Origin of the sequence: Bacillus sp. MHSD_36 (assembly GCF_030757775.1) — a bacterium.
Taxonomy (GTDB): domain Bacteria; phylum Bacillota; class Bacilli; order Bacillales; family Bacillaceae_G; genus Bacillus_A.
This window is the reverse complement of record NZ_JAVBIS010000001.1, coordinates 605089-624942: the sequence shown is the minus strand read 5'-3', so window position 1 is coordinate 624942 and position 19854 is coordinate 605089. Positions and strand designations below refer to the sequence as shown.

Sequence of the window (19854 nt, the reverse complement as noted above, 5' to 3'; positions counted from 1 at the left end):
ATTAATCTCTTAAAATTAATTTAGTTACTATACGGAAATATATTTCAATGCGTTTCGATGTTTTTACCAAATAATTCAATCCAAGGGTATCAAGCACTACATAAAGCTATAGCGTTCTTTATTGTGAAAACTCACTCATTACTTCCCAATCTTTTCAATGCTGCTGCACCTAAAGGCTTTCCACCAATGAGGCGTTTAACAATTTCAATCACACCTTTCTCTGTATAAAGTCATTTTTGATAGAAATATCTATCATTTAATACAAATATAAATCATTTAAACTTAATTATCAAGCCATTAAAATTTTTTCAATTTTTTGGTAGAAAACTGAGTAAAGCCAGATTCTTTCTAAGGGAACGATAACGGAAAGATCTTTATGTACACATGGATACGAAATTACTGCTAAATATTAAGGAGCCGATGTACTCTTAACTGGGTAAAATCGGCTTTTTTTCAAAATTTGCTTAGCATATATTTTGGTTAAAATGTGGGCGGTACCCCATGCCCATCAAGCCAAAATTTTCTTTCTCTACAGTTAGTTACTTTATGTAAGAAGTCAGCTGTTTTTTCATTTATTATATAATGATATTTTCAAATTATACGAATAAACGGATGTTTATTTATCAAATTCTGAATATGCAATAATTTAACATAATATATTAATATTTAAACGTAAGTGAAATAATAACATTAGGAGGATTTAAAATGTTCAAAAAAAATCATTTTATCTAGTACTATTCTTTTGGGAACTTTAGGTATAACAACTTTGTCTTTTCCAGAATTAAGTTTAACAAAAGCAGAAGCTGCAATTAATGATGCGAAGATTCAAAAGGTTACGGTTGCTGATAAAGATTATGGAAATAGAACGAATGTACCAGCTCACATGACAAGTTCTTTTTCTATAGTAGGAGATAAAGGAGTAACATATACTATTAAACAATATGAATTTAATAAAGTTATTGGTATGACAAATGTTACTACAAAGGGGTTATCTTCTCCAGTTGTTTTCTCTATGCCAATCACAGAGGGAAATAAATATGAGGTAACTTACAATGGCCGAGTGATTAGTACTTTTGTTGTCCGAGGACATTAATTATTCAAAAAGAACTGAAGACAATTTTGACTTCAGTTCTTTTTCTGAAACCTTATAATACATTTTTTATTTAACTCGACCATATCCTGCAATATATTTACACAAATACCTACTATTTTTCTTTTATCAATTATTCGTTAAATGTGAATTTAACGAACACATGAATAATGAAAGTTAATTGGACAAGAAAATCCAAACTGAAATTCTATAGATTTACAAAACTAAATACATGTAATCTTGTGTGAACGTATAGCTTTACATACCACGTTACTTTTATTTATAAAGAAAAGACATCCAAAGATGTCTTTCTACTCTGTAACAAATTTAAATACATAGTGTATAAAAAATAGACAAGATAGATATGCTAGTCTGCCAGCAATCGATTCTCTTATAAATCTCATAAGTATGACTTTGGCAAGTAATGCTAAGAATAACGGTATAAACAGTACCATAGCAAGTTTGATTGCTAGGTCATTTATTGTTGTATTAGAAAGAACAAGCATTCATTCAACTAAAAACCTATTTTTAGTGTAGCTACTACAGTTCTTATAGTAGTGCAGTTAATGTAGCATCTGCAATGTGATACTAGAAACGCCTTAATTATCAAAAAAATCTAATATTCGGTTATTTATATACTTAGGGTTCTCCATAGACATCAAATGACCTACATCCCTCACCAATTCTATAGTTAGATTGGGTGATGAATTTTCAGCATATTTGAAAGCTTCTATTGGATTATACATTACTTCATTCTCTCCTAACATTAATAGCATAGGTGTTTTAATTTCGGATAACTCTTGATTTGTAAAAATATATGGGAATCCCTGTTCTATTTGCGTTTCACTTTTTACTGAATTATTCCACATCATTCCTGCTATCAATTGTTCTTGAATAAAAGGATGAATAGTGTACCGATTATCAAAAATCCAATCTAAAAATTCTACTACTCCTTCCCTACTACTCACCATTCCTGAAGCATAGGAAAAAAACAAAGGATGAAAAGGAATATATGTTGCTGCAGGACTCATTATTACAGCCTTATTTACCTTCTCTGGAAAAAATGTCAAGAAGTTAACAGTATGCAAAGCACCATATGACAACCCTACAATGTTTATGTTATTAATTTCTAATGTATGTAGTACTTCTTTTAACCATAGTGCGTAACTTAAGCGATCTGTAAAGCCTTTTTTGAGAACACTTTTATTTTTATCCCCTAAAATATCAATACATATTATTCTAAAATGGTTACTCCAGTGTAAGATATTTGGATACCACATTGTCGAACTCATCTTCGCTCCATGGAGTAATACGAGAGGTTGTGCTAATTTATTACCACTTTCAATAATATGGATCTTTCCTTGAGATGTTTCCACAAAATAAGAAAAAAAACTAGTTGGCCATAATTTTAGACTTTTTTCATAAGATTGTAGATAATTAGTTTCTTGATATCTTTGTTCTAAATGCTTCATTTTAGTCCCCTCCACATAGCTCATTTTCATAGTTCATTTTTAAAGTCACAGTAGTTTTGCTTTAATTAATACCCATTTTAAATTTAAAGGTTTCAATTTCGTCGACTGCTTTCTTATACCCCCCAGCATTTTTTAAAGATTTCCCAATTCTATGGCTGTTTTTTGTATAAATATCATTTGATAACACATGCATTGTTGTATTCCGTAATATTTCTGGAGTAAGCAAATTACGATTTAACTGAACTCCAGCTTCTAATTCTTCTATTCTTTGAGCAACTATAAGTTGATCTCCCATAACTGGAATAACTAGCATAGGAACACCAAAATATAAGCTTTCACTGGATCTATTCATTCCCCCATGTGTAATAAATAGATCAGTATGCTGTAAAATGTCTAATTGAGGAACGTAATTATATAGCTTAAAATTAGAAGGAATATTTTCTAGTTGATTAATATCATTTTGTTCCCCTACAGCTAATATGACAGTAACCTGGCTATCCCGAAATGCTTCAAAACATGTGTGATAAAAGTCTGGTTGCTGGTTAAATACTGTTCCCATAGAAATAAAAATTAACTTGTTTCCCTTTTCCTGTTCTAAGGAAACAGAATTTACATCCTTGCGTTGTTCAATAGAAGTCCCGACAAATATATAAGAATCATCAAATTCCTCTACATTTGGTTGATACAATTTTGATGTATATACAATAGTAATATCTCCTGGGCATGTCATCACATTTTGTTTTTCATTAAGCTTAATGCCATAAATATCTTCCCATTTTTTTAAAATACCCATGACTTCCTGATATAAAGGAGATTTTTTATTTTTTTCTCCATGATTTTTCATAAGAGTAGAAGCTATCTTTTTAGTAATGGCAAATGTTGTACATGAAGAAATTTTAGGTAATTGTAATATGTCTGCTATGATCCATCCAACAGCGAAATTATTATCATATATAACATAATCGTATTTTTCCCCTTTTATTTCTTTTAAAATTATCTCTATTATTTTATCCATAGATTTTACTATGTGTAATAATATTTCTTGAGGATTTATTTGCCCACTCATCCTTTTTACCATGTCTATTTGTAATATGAAATTTTCATAAGGTCGAAACAAAGCTCCTGTATTTTCTATTTTACTTCTATACTCTTCTACGCAATAGTAAATAACTTCCTCGCCTCTTTTTATTAGTTCTTCGACAAGTGCAATTGTTGGATTAATATGTCCTTCTCCTGGAAAATTAAATATTAGAACTTTTGCCATAGTATTGTTCCTCCCCTTAGAATTAAATAACTATTCCTGTATTGCTAATATCAATCATGTACTGATATTTGAATTAAAGATAAAGATTTTCTCTTTAAATATTTTTCTACTAAATATCCTTTCTATTCAAGGGTTTTTCTCCTCTTATTTTAATAAAATCACTTGTGTTATTAAATGGAATAAACAATTAAGAAACAAAGTTGATATAAGAAATTACGTAATTCCTTCTCTCTATTTCTCTCATGTATAATAAAAAATCACTAAGAGTAGCAGGTGCTGAATTATGCACAGATATCAATATTTTTAATCTACCTATCACTAATATAATGAAGATAAAAGTATTAATATGAGGTTGGTTGCAGAAAAACGTTGCAACCGTAAAATCATTAACGTTCTATCGTCCCTCATTTTCCGAAGTTGCGAAAACCAAGCTAAAGTAGGTATTGTGTTGAGTCGTTCAATAGAATTGTCCCCTTTGTTTAACAAATGATTTTTTGTAAATAATATGTTTATTAAACAATTAATTAAGGGGTGCTTATATGCCACAGGATCGAAAAGCAGAGGTTCAAAACGATGCATATGAAGGAAAAGAGATCATGCCAGATAATCCACAGTCTCTACCGCATCACATGCAAAAAGAGCTGCCTAACGAATTTTCTGTAAATCCTCTGTTTGCCCGCGAAGGAGAATCCGTCGTTCCACGCTTTCATATGTCTGATGAAGGCATGTTACCAGAAACAGCGTATCAAATCGTCCATGATGAAATTGCTCTTGATGGCAACGCCCGCCTGAACCTTGCAACATTCGTTAGCACATGGATGGAGCCTGCTGCAGAGCAATTATATGCAAAATCATTCGACAAGAACATGATTGACAAGGACGAATATCCACAGACAGCTGAAATTGAGGAGCGATGTGTCCGCATCTTAGCCAACCTCTGGCATTCGCCCAGCCCCCTTACAACTATGGGCGTTTCAACAACTGGATCTTCAGAAGCATGTATGCTCGGTGGGCTTGCTTTAAAGCGACGCTGGCAAAATGCACGTAAAAGCGAAGGAAAGCCGGTAGATCGTCCAAATATTGTGTTTAGTTCTTCTGTTCAGGTCGTTTGGGAAAAATTCGCGAATTATTGGGAGGTTGAACCACGCTATGTGAAGGTTAGCCCTGAACATCCTCAATTGGATCCTCAGGGGGTCCTCGCAGCTGTGGATGAAAATACGATTGGTGTGGTACCGATTCTCGGTGAGACTTATACTGGTCTTTACGAACCGGTTGCCGCCATTGCGAAAGCGTTGGATGATTTACAGGCGAAGACTGGTCTTGACATTCCCATGCATGTGGATGCAGCTTCGGGAGGATTTATAGCACCGTTTCTTCAACCAGATTTAGTCTGGGATTTTCAATTACCAAGGGTGAAGTCCATCAATGTATCCGGACATAAATATGGATTAGTCTATCCTGGATTGGGTTGGATAATTTGGCGGGAAGCTGAAGATCTCCCTGAGGATCTAATCTTTCGCGTTTCCTATTTGGGCGGGAATATGCCGACCTTTGCCCTGAATTTCTCTCGTCCCGGTGCACAAGTGCTCCTGCAATATTACAATTACTTGCGTTTAGGGAAAAGTGGGTACTATGATGTCCAAAAGGCTTCTCAGAAAGTCGCTCTTTTTCTAAGCAAGGCCATTCAGAAGATGGAACCGTTTGAACTTTTGTCCGAGGGGTCGGATATTCCGGTTTTCGCTTGGCGACTGAAAGATGGCTACACATCAAACTGGAACCTTTATGATTTATCTCGACAATTGCGTGTGTTCGGTTGGCAAGTACCCGCCTATCCATTGCCTCCAGATATGGAAACGGTGACAATTATGCGAGTTGTGGTTCGAAATGGATTTTCCATGGATCTTGCGCATTTATTTTTGAGAAACCTCAAACAGACTGTTGCCTTTCTGGATTCCCTGGATGGGCCTATGCCACATGATACAAAATGTGATAATGGGTTTCATCACTAAATAAAAAAGCCTAATTTCTTCACATTAAATTGAGAAGTTAGGCTTTTTTATATCGGAATTTCCTTAACGTTGTAAATCCACATTTTTCAACAGTACGCTTAGTCTTCTTTAGCTGTTCTACTTCTTTTGTTAATTTGTTTTGCACTCTGTATATTAAATTGAAATTTTGAATTTCTTTTACAAACTCTAAACTTTTTCTTTCTTTATATGGCAACTTTAAATAAATTTCTTCTATATCTAATTCCTCAATTTCTAACTTTGTTTCTATATCTAAGCTATTCAAAGAAAATTTAGATAACATATTCCCAACATGTTTCCGATTAAACTCGGATATATAATAGATTAAATATTCTTTATCAGAAAAAGATTTTAAGGAGATACTTTTATAATATCTATATGCCTCTAAAAAATTTTCCGATTCATAATGAACAAATGCCTGTTTCAACATTGAAAAATAATTTTTATCTAAAATAAGATTATTAGGATTTTTAATATCCTTAGTTGCCATTAAACTATCAGATGCTATGATTTCATTCATAATACCATCTAGATAATTGTCTCCATCGTTTTCATCAAAAATAACTTTTGTATCTCTGGATACCCCTGCAATATTTGCTTTATTAAATATCAAGCTAATCTTCTTAAATAAATTCTCTTTTTTGGGCTGTTCACTCTTAGAAAATATATTAGTTAATATATTTTCTAAGAGTGAACAAGTTATCGTTTTATCACCAGACAAGTCATAAACGGATGATTTCAAATTCAAACTTTTGATAATTTGCTCTGGCATAATAAAGTTTAACTTTTCAAAGCATTTTAATTTATCATATACATATTCTAATTCATTTAAACTATTAGCTTTATTAAAGGTATTAAAATGTTTTATTACATCATATAGTCAGTTACCTCTCCAATTCATGTCCTCAAAAACTTCATTTTTCTGTAAAGAATTGATTTCATCGTAATATATAATATTTATTCCACGGTTTTTATAATAGTGATGTTCCATTCTCGAATATTCTTTACTACTTTCAATAAGATAGGCTGGTTGAAAATGATTCTTCAGGATACCCTTAACCCATTGGAATATCAAATTAAAGTTAGAATCATTAACAGAATAACCTATGAAGAGAACTGTATTTGTAGCAATTAAAGATTTTAAATGGTTTTCAATTAACGTAAAATTAGTTGAATAATTTAAATAGTCATCTTCTTTCAAAACTATATTTCTATTTTCAAAATCACCATGCATTTTAATAATTGTCTTATTTAAATTATCGTATGGTAAATCTAAATCATGTCTAACCACATGATAAAAATATCCTCCTTCAATAGCTGCTTCTTCTAGTAAAGTATCATAATTTGTTGTGATAATATGGGTAGGATTAAGTTTAAATATTTCATTGTGCAAGGGATTAGTTTTATACTTTCTCGAGAAAAATACTTCGTTTAACTTCTGGAAATATTCCTTTTCTCCTCTCTCATTATAATAAAATTAAGGTATCTTTAAATATGTATCTGAAGAGTTTTTAACATCAAACTCTCCTAAATCTTTTGCCATCTCAGTTATTAGTTCTCCCCATGTAGGTATTCCTGAATTTGCAGACACCCCTACCCCCACAAAGACTACTAATTTATTGTTCTCGCTGGCTTCCTTAATCTTTTTTATGCTTGTTTCTACAAAATAATCACTCATTATCATCTACCTACTTCCTATACTGTTATAAAACATTTATAAACCAGAGCATTTTGAGTGGGTTTATATTAGCAATAATTACATTACATCATTACCTAAAGAACCTTATTAAGGAAACACAGAAAGAAAAAACATCTATAAAAGTACACTTGTGCAAACATTAAAGGTACTTTTTAACTGTGTCTATTTCTGTTCATTATGCTCGTTTGTATATATATTTTCAATACTACGTTCATCTCCTTCGATTTCACGTTTATTAGATAATTTTTATACAATAAAGAAAAAAACACTCTATTTAGATGCTTTTCTTGTAACTTTCTAAATATATTTATGGATTTAATCCAGGAAAAACATATGCATTACTCCCCCCTATATCTTCCATTACCTGTACTTATATTAATGAGTAAACCTACCGCTAAGTTGTTGCTCCGCCATAGCTACTAAACGTTTTGTGATTTCACCCCCGATAGAACCATTTGCACGAGATGTTGTATCTGGACCAAGCTGTACACCAAATTCTTGTGCAATCTCATACTTCATTTGATCAATTGCGTTCTCAGCACCTTGAACCAATAACTTCATTATTATTTCTGTTATTCTTATGTGCCATTGATTATACGAAACATACAAAAAACTATTTACTCGGAATCCCAACTGCAATTATTGTGGGTACATTAGGAATGTTTACAGAAGCAAGTTTCATGGGCGTCATCATGACATTAATCTTCTATTTCTTTAGAGAAAAGAAAATGTGGTTAATTATCACATATGTATTACTTTCATTAATGGAAGTCCCAACGTTACTTATGGCGGAAGAAATTTTCACAGAAATAGGTTTATTTGGTTTCAACAACCAATGGATGATGGTATTCGCATTACCATTCTTCTTTTTATACAACGGCGAACGTGGTGTGAATAATGCATTTACAAAATATATGTTTTATTTTTTCTATCCGGTCCACTTATGGATTATCTACACAATTGGATATTTTGTGAGTAAATAGAGATAAAAGCTTTGCATATTATGCAAAGCTTTTTCTTCTATCATGTTATAATATTTGGCACATAATTCAAAGTGCTTAACCTAACTAATTATCTATATTCTTCAAGTAAACATTATTGTATATGTATGATATCCTTAAAATTAATTGTAATTTTATTACGGTATGGATCTGTACATGTTATAGTTTGTTTTAAAGAGTCCATATTAACTACTGTCATATAGCATGTAAGCAGCCGACCATCTTCAAAATATGTAAGTAATATTTCTGATTCTGATGTGTAAGAGTCTATGATTTTTTTCTCTATAATTTCCTGTTCTTCCGGAGTTAATGTAGGGCGTTTAATTTTTGTTTGTTCTTCTATAAGCTTATTAATTCCAATAAATTGTTCAGGTAACTCCGCAAATGCCCGCCACTTGATCATGGTTCGTCCTTTAGGTATCTTTGAATTCATCATGCTTTATGGCCCCCCAGTAGTGTATTTCGATATCTAGCCGTAGCCGAGTTTGTATATGATATTCCCCTTAGTATACTGTTTTTTCCGAAGCGATCTCTAATTTCATCCATTGCCTTTGTTAGTTTAACTTCTTTTTCACGTTGTACAATGTTATCAAATAATGAAATCTGTTCTTCTCCCTCATTTAGTAAATTGGATAGTGAAATACTAACTGATCGAATTGGCTCACCAGTATACAGTTCGTGTAAATAGTATTTACAGACGTTATATATATCCATGGTCAAATTAGTTGCTCTATTCATTGTATGCCTTTTTCGTATACCCCCTCCATATTCTGAACTGTACCCTACTGAAAACTGTATCGTTTGAGCAAGTTTATTTTGTCTACGGAGACGATAACAAACTTCTTCAATATGCTCCAATAATATAATTAGAAATTCATCTATATTGTAATTACGTAAAATAATTTGGCTCTTACCAACTGAAGTCGTTGCAGGTACGTATTTCTCAGATATACGACTAAAGTCTATGCCATTGCTATGTAAATGGTACTCTTCTCCCATTTTACCAAATGATTTTTTTAGATAATGAAGAGGATAATTTGCTAAATCACCTATTGTATATATCCCTTTTTGATTTAGTTTTGCTTCTGTTTTATGTGAAATTCCCCAAAATTTACTTAAAGGACGTATAAGCCATAGCTTAGTTGGAATGTCCTCGTATTCCCATTGCGCAATGCCAGTTTCATTTTTCTTCGACTCCAGGTCAAGTGCTAGCTTACTCATGAGTATGTTTGGTCCTAAACCGATAGTACAGTCTAGTCTTGTTTTTTGATATATTTCTTTTTGAAAATTAATTGCGAATTCATAAGGCGTTGAAGCAAATAAGTGTATTGACCGCGTAAGGTCTATAGCTACTTCATCAATACTATACTGATGAAAATCTTCCGGCGCAACATACTGTAAAGCTAAATCTGTTATGTAGGTTGAACATTTCATATACGTATGCATAATTGGATTCACAATAATAATATCTGGCCGATTCGGTATTTCGTACAACCTAGCCATTTTCTTAATTCCTAACGCTTTAATGGCGGTGTTGCTGCTAATACGATTGATCCACTCCGGTTTACATCTCAGCCAATTTCGTATATCGTGGATCAAGTCCTTTTTTAATACATGATACGCTTGCATAAAAGCTACGAAGATCTACACAAAGAATAATACGATTCGGTAAAAGAGAATAATCATACAAGGTTATCACTCCTAACAAAAAGAACGTTTGTTCTCAATGTGTGCGAACTCACGTTCTTCTTAAAGGTATTTCCATGAAAATTTTGGTTAAAATAACCGTCATATCTGTGCGCTATCAATTAAGGCGAGAAAAACTATGTATACAAAACCGCTATAATTTCCAATTAACTCATAAGTATAAAACTACTAAAACAAACCAATTAAACCTTTATTATCAAAACATACTTTATATACATTCCTTTGTTTCTTATATGTGTGAAGATGATAAAATACTATTTCCAAACCAAAAAAAGCAAAGATTTTTAATTTACTTCAGCTTTCTTGTCTCTCATACATATATTCTTCTAATTTTGATTTTTTCTTGTATATTTTTTCAGCAAGATCTCCTATATAGCGCATGTACCAAGATTCATCCAAATAACTAGTTACATTCTCCTTTTTCTATTGTTAATAGCTTCACAATAAAAGCTGTTAAACAGCAAAGGTGCGAAGTCTTAAATTAGACTTCGCACCTTATACAAATTTACAATTAGTTACAATACCCATACAAATACAATAGTATATACATAATAATCACTCATTATATGTGTTGCTCTTTTAATTGGCCAATATATAAACAAATCCTTTTACTTAGCCATCCTTCATGATTGGCTTGATTGTTTCTAGATACTTAATCCCTCTATACTCATTTCAAGCGGTAATCCATTCCGATTGAAATTACAAATGACAAAATTTATCCGTTTTTCCTACTTGCTAAATTCAGCAAGTAAAATGTTTTTAAAAAATTCCGGGTTATTAATGTTTAAACTGTTCGAATTGATAGCGAGTGTATGTTTTCCTCCAAGTGTTCCACCAACAAAAGTGGAAAACCCTGGAACAGCACCCCTGTGTCCCCATACCGGAACACCATTCGGAAGCGTAATTTCAAGAATTCCAAGACCATATCTAGTTCCCTCTCTTTCTGTAGGAACAGTAGTAAGCATTTGTTTTAGTTGTTGTTCCTTCAGTAATTTGCCACTGAGTAAGTAAGAGAAGAATTTGTTTAAGTCGTCAGCATTAGAGATCATATCTCCATCCGAGCTACCTGGGTTAATATAAGTAACATCTTTTAGCTCACTTGCTCCGTCTAGTTGTAAATATCCACGGGCATGCTTGGTTCCTGGAATCACGCTTGAATTGCCAGGTAGGAATGTATTTGACAAATCAAGCGGTTCAATAATCCGATTTTCAACCTCTTCCGCATAGCTGTTTCCTGTTACTTTTTCGATAAGGATCCCCAGTATTACGTATCCTGTGTTTGAATAAGACCAACCCTTCCCAGGAGCAAAGTCTGGTGGAAGAGAAATCCCCATCTTTACAAATTCTTCAGCCGTATACGATTTTTTTATATCCGTAATATCAAAGTCTTTTGAATTTATATAGTCAGCAATACCACTTGTATGATTCAATAGTTGCCGGATCGTAATCTGGTTACCATCATATCCGTTTCCTTGAATGACACCAGGCAACCATTTTTCAATAGGGTCGTCTAAATTTAAACGGTTCTCTCCAGATAATTGAAGTAAAACTGTTGCAATGAACGTTTTCGTCACACTGCCAATGCGAAAGCGAAAATCTTCTTTCATTGGTTTCTTAGTTCTCAGATCCGCTACCCCAGCAGTATAACTCCAAGTTTTACCACCCTTAGAAATTTGAGCGAGTATTCCCGGGTATCCAAGTTGCAGTTCATCTCGCATTGCTTTCTTAACGGAAGTACGATCGCTTTGTGTACTTGTTTGTAACGAACTAGATACATTTTGCGTAGATTCTGCTTTTACAACTGATGTTGGTGTTATGTATAACAGGGAACTTCCACCTATTAAAAGTGCTAGACTTGCACATGTGATTTTACTGCGTGTTTTCATAAAGCATTCCTCTCTTCTATTAAAATTGTATAGATAGTTGATAGCAGTGTCATATACGAACCACACAGCTATCCATTCTTCCAATGATGAAAAGGCAACAATGGTACTCATTATTTTCACAAAACACTCTTGTTACTGATTGTTATATATAGGCCGTACTTATCCCCCCTTCACGCCTCCTCATATTTTTATCCTACACATTGAAAATCTCTTTTTCCTTACCTATCCCTTACAAATTCCTTACATTCGAAATTGTTTCTATCATGATAGGATTGAAGTAGCGTCTGTGCCCGAAAGCGCAAAAAACACCGATGTTTGTCGTTTCGGTGTTTTTTGCGTTTTAAATATTGAAGATTCTTTTTACTCTTAACAAATTAAATTCTTGATTTTTTCTAATGTGATTATTCTTCTTGCTATATCACACAAATGAAATTGCACTGCACGAACCATTACTAATGTTGTTAAAACCACTTGTTTCTATGTTGAATTTCCCATTACATTTAGGAAGATTATACATGTTTCCCTCATCATTAGATCAAGCTGTAGACTTCTTAATTTTAAACGAACATTTAAATTTTTTATAACATAGAATAGATAATATGTAACATCATTAATATCTACTACGTGAATAAAAAAAGAAACCCACTGAAAATATTAAGAGCTTGTTTGGATTTACCTTTTTTCAAAACACGCTCTTTTCTATGATTATTTAGTATTAATTCAATCAAATTTTATTTAAATGCAACCCAATATCTAAAATAGGGAAAAATACCTTCCGAGTCATTCACACAAACTAAGAAATATCTTGTTTCACCATGTGGATCTTCTACTTTTATCCTTCTGAACATGATAGATAATTAAAGATATAGGATAAAGACAAATCATTTCTATTTATACAAAAGTACAGATGCATTGAATACGCCGTCCAGTCACAATTTGCTATTTTCTAAGCTCAAAGTTTACCTCTTCAATAAGTGGAAATAATAGAACTATAAAACTTTGGATGGAGGATTTATATTGAAGAATAACGATAATTACGGTGGAAAATTACCACATAATGCTGAATCTTACTGGACGAGCAGTGTTCATTTACCTGAATACCCTTCCTTAGAAAATGACATGCAGGTCGATGTTATTATTGTAGGAGGAGGAATTACTGGCATTACTTCTGCCTATCTTTTAGTAAATGAAGGTCTAAAAGTCGCTGTTATAGAGGCAGACAAATTATTAAATGGAACGACTGGACATACGACAGCTAAAATTACTGCTCAACATGATATGATTTATGACGAGCTTATCAGATATACCGGAAGAACTACCGCAAGATTGTATTACGAAGCAAACATCGATGCTTTAAAATTCATTCAAACCACAATTAATAAACATCAAATTGATTGCGATTTCACTCAACAAGATGCTTATCTGTATGCCACAACAGAAGAATATGCATATAAGTTAGAAAAAGAAGCAGAAGCTTATAAAGAGCTTCATATTGAAGGCGAACTTGTAAACAAACTTCCTATTGATTTAAAAATACATAATGCACTTGTTATGAGAAATCAGGCACAATTCCATCCACTTAAATATTTAGTCCATCTTTCAAATATAATTACAGAAAAAGGTGGACACATCTTTGAAAATACCACGGCAGTAAATATAAAAACAGGCGAGCAACCTGTAGTTCTTACCCGTGGAGGAGCTCAAATTACAGGGAAGTATATTCTCTCTTGTTCCCATTTCCCTTTTTATGAAGGTGCAGGACTTTACTCTACAAGAATGCATGCAGACCGCTCTTATATAATTGCCGCTAAGACAAGAACAGATTATCCAGGTGGTATGTATATTAGTGTAGATGAACCGACACGTTCTCTCCGTTCCACAACAATTAATGGAGAAGAATTTATTCTTATCTCTGGAGAAAGTCATAAAACAGGACAGGGTGGAGAAACACTAAAACATTATGAGGCCTTGGAAATATTTGGACAACAAGTTTTTGGACTTGAAAAAATTGCATATCGTTGGTCAGCCCAAGATTTAATTACACTAGACAAAATTCCTTATATCGGTGAAATCACATCTGATCAAAAAAACATATTAATTGCCACTGGATACAGAAAATGGGGTATGACTAATGGAACTGCAGCTGCTCTTTTATTCCGAGATATCATATTAAAAGAAAAGAACAAATTTCGGGAATTATATACTCCCTCCCGTTTCCATATGAATCCAAGTTTAAAGAACTTCTTAGTCGAAAATGCCAATGTTGTTGGTCACTTAATTAAAGGAAAGTTAGAGATTCCACAAAAATGTATTCGTGATTTATCTAACGATGAAGGGGCTGTTGTTGATATTGATGGACATAGAAAAGGAGCTTATAAAGATGCAGAAGGTAAGCTTCATATTGTAGATACAACTTGTACCCATATTGGATGTGAAGTTGAATGGAACAATGGAGAACGTTCTTGGGATTGTCCGTGCCACGGTTCGCGATTCTCATATACAGGAGAAGTACTTGAAGGGCCTGCTGAGAAACCATTACAAAAATACGATTATAAAATGATAGATAACCTTACTTCAGAAGACTCTGGTTACTAATTAAATTTATGTAAGCCAAAACAGCTACATAGTATGTAGCTGTTTTGGCTTTTTTAACTCCTTATTGTCCGTAATCTCAAATCGAAATATAATCTGTCCTATTCCTATCAATTTAAGAAATATATTCTTCCCCAACATGAAAAATTGAGTTGAATTTCTAAAGATAACTATGAAAGGGTGAAATTGAATTTACAATTAAACCCAACATACTCCCGTTTGAGGGTAACTCGGTTTTATTCGTTTGATGATGTTATAGTCATACTCCTAAAACTGACAACTTATAAGAGAATATCATTTTTCACCTTCTATTCTAACTAACAAGTCGTGAAATTTGTTTCTTCTTCCATGAAAGTTTATAATATCCATATTGCAAAAGTAAACTTACAATAAATGCTGCTGGATATCCAATCCATATTCCTTTTATACCAAGATTTGTATGATAAGAAAGGTAATAAGCAACAGGGACTTCTACAAGCCATATTGATACGACACCGATAATAGTGGGCCATAATACAGTTCCACTTGCTCGCATTGTCGCACCAATAATTTGAGCATGACCGAAAATTAAGTAACTCCAAAGTGTAATCATCACCAAACTATGCGCAATTTCAACTGTATTCGTGTTCGTTAAGAATAACGATAAGATTTCTCTTGAAAACAAGTAAATAAAAGCGATTAATATACCACCAATTATATAATTCATAATAGTTCCAGCACGAATAACTTCCTGTAATCGATTAAATTGTTTCCCACCAATAGATTGCGCAGCGAAAATAGATACCGTAATTCCAAGGCTAACCGCAGGCATCTGAACATAACTTGCAACCTGGTTTACAACCCCATATGCAGCAGTCGCATCAGAACCGAAACGATTCACAAATGCGATTACCGCAATCTCAGATAACGAAACAAGAATCATATTAATACTCGCTGGAATTCCAAGGCGTAATAATAGTTTTAATAAATCCCAATCCATACGAAGATATTTCCGTACGGTCTCATCTAATTGCAGTGGATGATTCTTCTTCTTTAAATACATAAGCATAACAATAAATGTTACAACGGTCGAGATAACAGAAGCATAGGCAGCTCCATACACACCAAGTTTGGGTATTCCTAGCCAACCAAAAATTAGAATAGGTAATAGAATTATATTTAAGACTGTACTAACAATTAAGAAATAAAACGGTGTCTTAGAATCTCCTGTACCTCTTATAAACGTTGTATAGGAGAAATATAGAAATAAAACTGGCATAGAAATAAATAAAATACGTGCATAATACACACTCATATCAATTATATTCTCTGGCGTACCCATAAAACGCATAATGTCCAGAGCAAATACATTTCCCGCTATTGCCAAAATAACGCCTATTATAAAGGTAAATGTTAACGTCGTACCAACAATGGCTTTTAAACGATCTTCATTACGGGCTCCAAATGCCTGACCAATTAAAATCGAACTACCCGATCCAATCCCAATTACAAACGAAACAAGTAAAAAGAATAATGGAAAAAATGCTGAAATGGCAGCTAATTCATTCACACCAAGCCATCGTCCAACTACCACCATACCAAATAATTGTCCAACTGATTGTAATATGTTACTTAAAAGCAAGGGAACTAGAAACATAGACATTGATTTCCATGTTGCTCTCTCTTCCTTTTCTTGATTTTTTAATTTTTTACTTTTTTGAATACTATCTATCGATGATTTCACATTTGATTTCCCCTTTTATTTGGAGGAATTATGTTATTCCGAGAATAATACGTTAAAAATAAAAAAAGAAATTTTTAAATTAACGTTATTATCTTATCCATAGATTTCCCCCTACGTAATAATGATTTTTGAGAATTTGTTTATCTATTCATTCTTTCTACCATTTATCTCTTTCCCCCAAAAAATTTTGATATAAACGAAATGAAGCTTTCTCCTTATAAAAACCTATTCTGATATTTCTTCTAAGCAATAGTAAACAGCTTCTTTACCCCTTCAAGTTAACTCTTCAACATCTACAACAGTTAAATTAATTTGCGTTGCACCATTTATTTTAATAAGATTATTTACATTATTAAATGTAATAAACAATTAGGAAGCGAAATTGGTATAAAACATGTCTTTTGTTATGTTTTTAACATCGTGAATACTTAATAATTAATTAATTTATTTTATAATTAATATTAGACCCTTGTTGCTTTGTTTGTTAGAGCAATTAACATAGATTACTGTTTTCAGTTATGTTGTATATTTTTTAAGACTTGTCCAAAATATAACTAACCTGTTTTAGAACAAATTGGTTACCGAGTAGTTAGCTTTTGCTAACTACTTTTTATTATTAAATATGTTCTCATCAAAATGATGAATTCCTAACTATTAGCTTAGTTCTTTCTATCCAGAAGAATAGTTTATACTTTTACTTAAAATTCCTTGAAAACCATTTGAGCATAGATTGTTCCCATTAAAAAAGGAGAGATTATAATCCCTCCTTCTAATCCATACACTATATAATTAGCGAGTGAATCGACCATCAAGTTGTATATTGAAATTTTGTGCGATTTTATATTTCATTTGATCGATTGCACTTTCAGCATCACGAACTAATAATTCGTTACGGCTTCCACTATTATTATTTGCTATTATTACGTATACTCGTTAATTTCCATGTCTATACTATTTAGCAACGGTAGTCCATGCCATTCGGATTGACCTCCAGCACATGATAAATTTATAACCGTTCCTATAATTAGGAACGGTTATATTTCATTTAACTGTCCTTTTTAGTTAAATTAACTGTTTTTGTATAAGTATTACTATATAGTGTCTTCTGTTCAAGATACATTTTCATTTAATTTACCTTCACCATTTAATACATACTTTTCACGTAATAGTTTTTGGTATACATTCATACCATTAACCCATAATTTTCATTTCAATTTCCGTTAAAGCACTTGAAGCGCTAATAAACTTTTGTTCAGAAAGTTGTCTAGATTTTTTTGGATTCATTCACTCTGTCTTCCAACAGAGCTACATCCGTTAGTAATGCAAATACAGTTTTTGTTTTCCCTTCTTACTCGAAGGCTTAGCAATTAACTTTTATTAGCTACTCTTTTATGTTTCATACAAATACGACCCACGTTTTCTCGATACTATATAAGACTTTAAAAAGTCAGCTTTGAATATTTTCCCAACTCTAGCTCCCTTGGTCGAGAGTTGAGCAGTTAGCCTTTGCTAGCTGCTCCTGTTACTTAAAGAAATTATTTAACTATATTTTCTAAATACATACACATTCTTTATTCCTCGAATAAATCATTTTTTCTAATTTATGTATATTATTCAACTAATTCTACCATTAATCTTCTGTGCTACCTTTAGATCTTTTGTTTTAAATCCGCTATTTATAGCCCATCTATAAAATAGAAATGAAACAATTGAAATAAGTACCATATCCCATCCATAAGTTATAATATTTAACCCACCAAATCTTTCACTTCCAATGTACGATATACAAATCATAAATAATAAATACCCCACAATCCATAATCCAGCTAAAAAATTCTTCTTAAATCCAACCCATTTTGTTTTTAATTGATAATAAAAATATATAGGTAAGCCCATAAGTATAATAAACATTACTTCTCCTGTTAATGGCCACCTTGCCCAATATAATGTTAATGATGCAAAAATAAACCCTAAAGGCGCGATAATGTTTAATCCCTTTATATAGAAAGGACGATGAAAATTAGGTGCAGTTTTTCTCAGGGTCATTACTGTTATTGGTCCAGTAACATATGAAATTAATGTAGCCACTGAAATCACTTCAGCTAAAACACCCCATCCTTTAAATAAGAATAAAAAAACAAAACAAATCATTAAATTAAACATCATGGCAAATCTAGGCACACCATATATAGGATGTAATTTCCCAAAAACTTTAGGGAAATATCCATTCTTCTCCATTCCGTACAGCATGCGTGATGTTGTTGCCATATAAGTAGTACCTGTACCCGAAGGAGATACAAAAGCATCTAAATATAATACAATAACTAACCAATTAATATTTAGTGCTATCGCTAAATCGGCAAATGGTGAATTAAAATTTAAATTCGACCATCCATTAATTATCATATTGGGATTTACAGCACCGATAAAAGCAATTTGTAATAATGCATATATTATAGTTGAAATTAAAATGGATCCTACAACTGCCCGAGGAATGGATTTCCCTGGGTTCTTTGCTTCACCAGCCATATTAATGGGACTCTGAAAACCATTGAATGCAAAAATAACACCGGATGTTGCCATAGCAGTTAATACATTTGACCAATTAGATACATGAAAGTCCTGATGACTAGTAAAATTTTCTCCATGAAATCCAACAAATAGCAATGCACCAATTGTAAGACCAGGAATTATGATTTTAAATATGGTAATTAAAGAATTTACTTTTGCAAATAGACTAACAGTCCAATAGTTTAAAAAGAAATATATAATAATAAGTAAAGAAGCAGCTGCAAGACCTTTTGAAGTCAATATCCCATTGTCTACTAAATCCTTGGCCCAGCTTGCCCACTCCCAAGGCCATGAACTCATATATTGTATTGAGGCTATAGCTTCAACTGGAATAACTGAGACGATGGCTATCCAATTAGCCCATGCAGCAATAAATCCTACGAAATCTCCATGTGAGTATTGGGTATATTTTACCATTCCGCCAGCCTCCGGAATCATGGCTCCTAACTCGCTATATGGTAAGGCAATAAATAATATTACAATCATTCCTAAGAGCCAAGAAAAGATAGCGGCCCCTCCTGATATTTTAGCAGCCTTCCATGCACCAAATAACCAGCCAGACCCTAAAATCGAGCCAATCCCAGTCATTGTGAGTGCAAAGGTTCCTAGCTTGCGTTTCATATTTTTCATTTTTCACACGCCCCTCGTTTACAAAATAAATAGGATGTTTTTATTTATTAACCATTTATTCATGTATACTAGCCCCCTTTTTATTTAAAGTAAGAATACAAATTTTATAGACTCATTCACTATAAATTTTACTGTAATTTGAAACCATAACATTCATCTCCAATCAACTCTTTATAGTGTATGTATACCCTT

The 19854-nt window shown here is 32.7% G+C and carries 11 protein-coding genes and 4 pseudogenes; 4 read left to right on the top strand and 11 right to left on the bottom strand.

The window, feature by feature from the left end:
* Positions 1–766 precede the first annotated feature (766 nt).
* The gene (locus Q9B79_RS03240) at positions 767–1093 is read left to right on the top strand and encodes a hypothetical protein (protein ID WP_306182591.1); all 327 of its coding nucleotides are present in this window, start codon (positions 767–769) and stop codon (positions 1091–1093) included.
* A 308-nt stretch (positions 1094–1401) separates the two neighbouring features.
* Here Q9B79_RS03240 and Q9B79_RS03235 read toward each other — a convergent pair whose 3' ends face one another.
* The 3 genes from Q9B79_RS03235 to Q9B79_RS03225 all read right to left on the bottom strand — a co-directional run bounded on the left by Q9B79_RS03235 (position 1402) and on the right by Q9B79_RS03225 (position 3826).
* Complete coding sequence (locus Q9B79_RS03235; RefSeq protein WP_306182590.1) at positions 1402–1596, bottom strand: hypothetical protein; 195 nt, start codon at positions 1594–1596, stop codon at positions 1402–1404.
* A gap of 93 nt (positions 1597–1689) precedes the next feature.
* Positions 1690–2562 (bottom strand): alpha/beta fold hydrolase, encoded by an 873-nt coding sequence (locus Q9B79_RS03230; protein WP_306182589.1) that lies wholly within the window; start codon positions 2560–2562, stop codon positions 1690–1692.
* 61 nt (positions 2563–2623) lie between these two features.
* Positions 2624–3826 carry a macrolide family glycosyltransferase gene (locus Q9B79_RS03225; RefSeq protein ID WP_306182588.1) on the bottom strand — a complete coding sequence of 401 codons (1203 nt, stop codon included), beginning with the start codon at positions 3824–3826 and terminating at the stop codon, positions 2624–2626.
* Positions 3827–4365: 539 nt separating this feature from the next.
* On the opposite strand from Q9B79_RS03225, the gene gad reads away from it, so the two are divergent.
* Positions 4366–5835, top strand: a complete 1470-nt coding sequence (gad, locus tag Q9B79_RS03220; RefSeq protein ID WP_306182587.1) for a glutamate decarboxylase — start codon at positions 4366–4368, stop codon at positions 5833–5835.
* A 70-nt stretch (positions 5836–5905) separates the two neighbouring features.
* On the opposite strand, the pseudogene Q9B79_RS27050 reads toward gad, so the two are convergent.
* Positions 5906–7531 (bottom strand): annotated as a pseudogene (locus Q9B79_RS27050) (SIR2 family protein); the annotation flags it as partial.
* Between the two features lie 396 nt (positions 7532–7927).
* Entirely contained in the window at positions 7928–8113 is a 186-nt protein-coding gene (locus Q9B79_RS03200; protein ID WP_372339535.1) for an alpha/beta-type small acid-soluble spore protein, read from the bottom strand.
* A gap of 8 nt (positions 8114–8121) precedes the next feature.
* Here Q9B79_RS03200 and Q9B79_RS03195 point away from each other — a divergent pair.
* Positions 8122–8535 (top strand): annotated as a pseudogene (locus Q9B79_RS03195) (TraX family protein); the annotation flags it as partial.
* A 112-nt stretch (positions 8536–8647) separates the two neighbouring features.
* Here Q9B79_RS03195 and Q9B79_RS03190 read toward each other — a convergent pair.
* The 3 genes and pseudogenes from Q9B79_RS03190 to Q9B79_RS03180 all read right to left on the bottom strand — a co-directional run bounded on the left by Q9B79_RS03190 (position 8648) and on the right by Q9B79_RS03180 (position 12146).
* The gene (locus Q9B79_RS03190; RefSeq protein WP_306182583.1) at positions 8648–8989 is read right to left on the bottom strand and encodes a YolD-like family protein; all 342 of its coding nucleotides are present in this window, start codon (positions 8987–8989) and stop codon (positions 8648–8650) included.
* Positions 8986–10243: pseudogene (locus Q9B79_RS03185) on the bottom strand (Y-family DNA polymerase). The gene Q9B79_RS03190 and the pseudogene Q9B79_RS03185 overlap by 4 nt, the downstream one beginning before the upstream one ends.
* Positions 10244–10988: 745 nt before the next feature.
* Entirely contained in the window at positions 10989–12146 is a 1158-nt protein-coding gene (locus tag Q9B79_RS03180; protein ID WP_306182582.1) for a serine hydrolase domain-containing protein, read from the bottom strand.
* Positions 12147–13163: 1017 nt separating this feature from the next.
* Here Q9B79_RS03180 and Q9B79_RS03175 point away from each other — a divergent pair.
* Positions 13164–14741: an FAD-dependent oxidoreductase gene (locus Q9B79_RS03175; protein ID WP_306182581.1), complete on the top strand. Its 1578-nt coding sequence runs from the start codon at positions 13164–13166 to the stop codon at positions 14739–14741.
* A gap of 310 nt (positions 14742–15051) precedes the next feature.
* Here Q9B79_RS03175 and Q9B79_RS03170 read toward each other — a convergent pair whose 3' ends face one another.
* The 3 genes and pseudogenes from Q9B79_RS03170 to Q9B79_RS03160 all read right to left on the bottom strand — a co-directional run bounded on the left by Q9B79_RS03170 (position 15052) and on the right by Q9B79_RS03160 (position 19662).
* Complete coding sequence (locus tag Q9B79_RS03170) at positions 15052–16380, bottom strand: MATE family efflux transporter (protein ID WP_306183317.1); 1329 nt, start codon at positions 16378–16380, stop codon at positions 15052–15054.
* Positions 16381–17271: 891 nt separating this feature from the next.
* Positions 17272–17379, bottom strand: a pseudogene (locus tag Q9B79_RS03165) (small, acid-soluble spore protein, alpha/beta type); the annotation flags it as partial.
* Between the two features lie 696 nt (positions 17380–18075).
* Positions 18076–19662 carry a glutamate/serine transporter AimA gene (locus Q9B79_RS03160; RefSeq protein ID WP_306182580.1) on the bottom strand — a complete coding sequence of 529 codons (1587 nt, stop codon included), beginning with the start codon at positions 19660–19662 and terminating at the stop codon, positions 18076–18078.
* Positions 19663–19854 lie beyond the last annotated feature (192 nt).

Bases quoted from the DNA above. Each gene is read 5' to 3' on its own strand.
- Q9B79_RS03235 (WP_306182590.1), bottom strand. From the start codon at position 1,596: ATGCTTGTTCTTTCTAATACAACAATAAATGACCTAGCAATCAAACTT.
- Q9B79_RS03230 (WP_306182589.1), bottom strand. From the start codon at position 2,562: ATGAAGCATTTAGAACAAAGATATCAAGAAACTAATTATCTACAATCT.
- Q9B79_RS03225 (WP_306182588.1), bottom strand. From the start codon at position 3,826: ATGGCAAAAGTTCTAATATTTAATTTTCCAGGAGAAGGACATATTAAT.
- gad (WP_306182587.1), top strand. From the start codon at position 4,366: ATGCCACAGGATCGAAAAGCAGAGGTTCAAAACGATGCATATGAAGGA.
- Q9B79_RS03200 (WP_372339535.1), bottom strand. From the start codon at position 8,113: ATGAAGTTATTGGTTCAAGGTGCTGAGAACGCAATTGATCAAATGAAG.
- Q9B79_RS03190 (WP_306182583.1), bottom strand. From the start codon at position 8,989: ATGATGAATTCAAAGATACCTAAAGGACGAACCATGATCAAGTGGCGG.
- Q9B79_RS03180 (WP_306182582.1), bottom strand. From the start codon at position 12,146: ATGAAAACACGCAGTAAAATCACATGTGCAAGTCTAGCACTTTTAATA.
- Q9B79_RS03170 (WP_306183317.1), bottom strand. From the start codon at position 16,380: ATGTCTATGTTTCTAGTTCCCTTGCTTTTAAGTAACATATTACAATCA.
- Q9B79_RS03160 (WP_306182580.1), bottom strand. From the start codon at position 19,662: ATGAAAAATATGAAACGCAAGCTAGGAACCTTTGCACTCACAATGACT.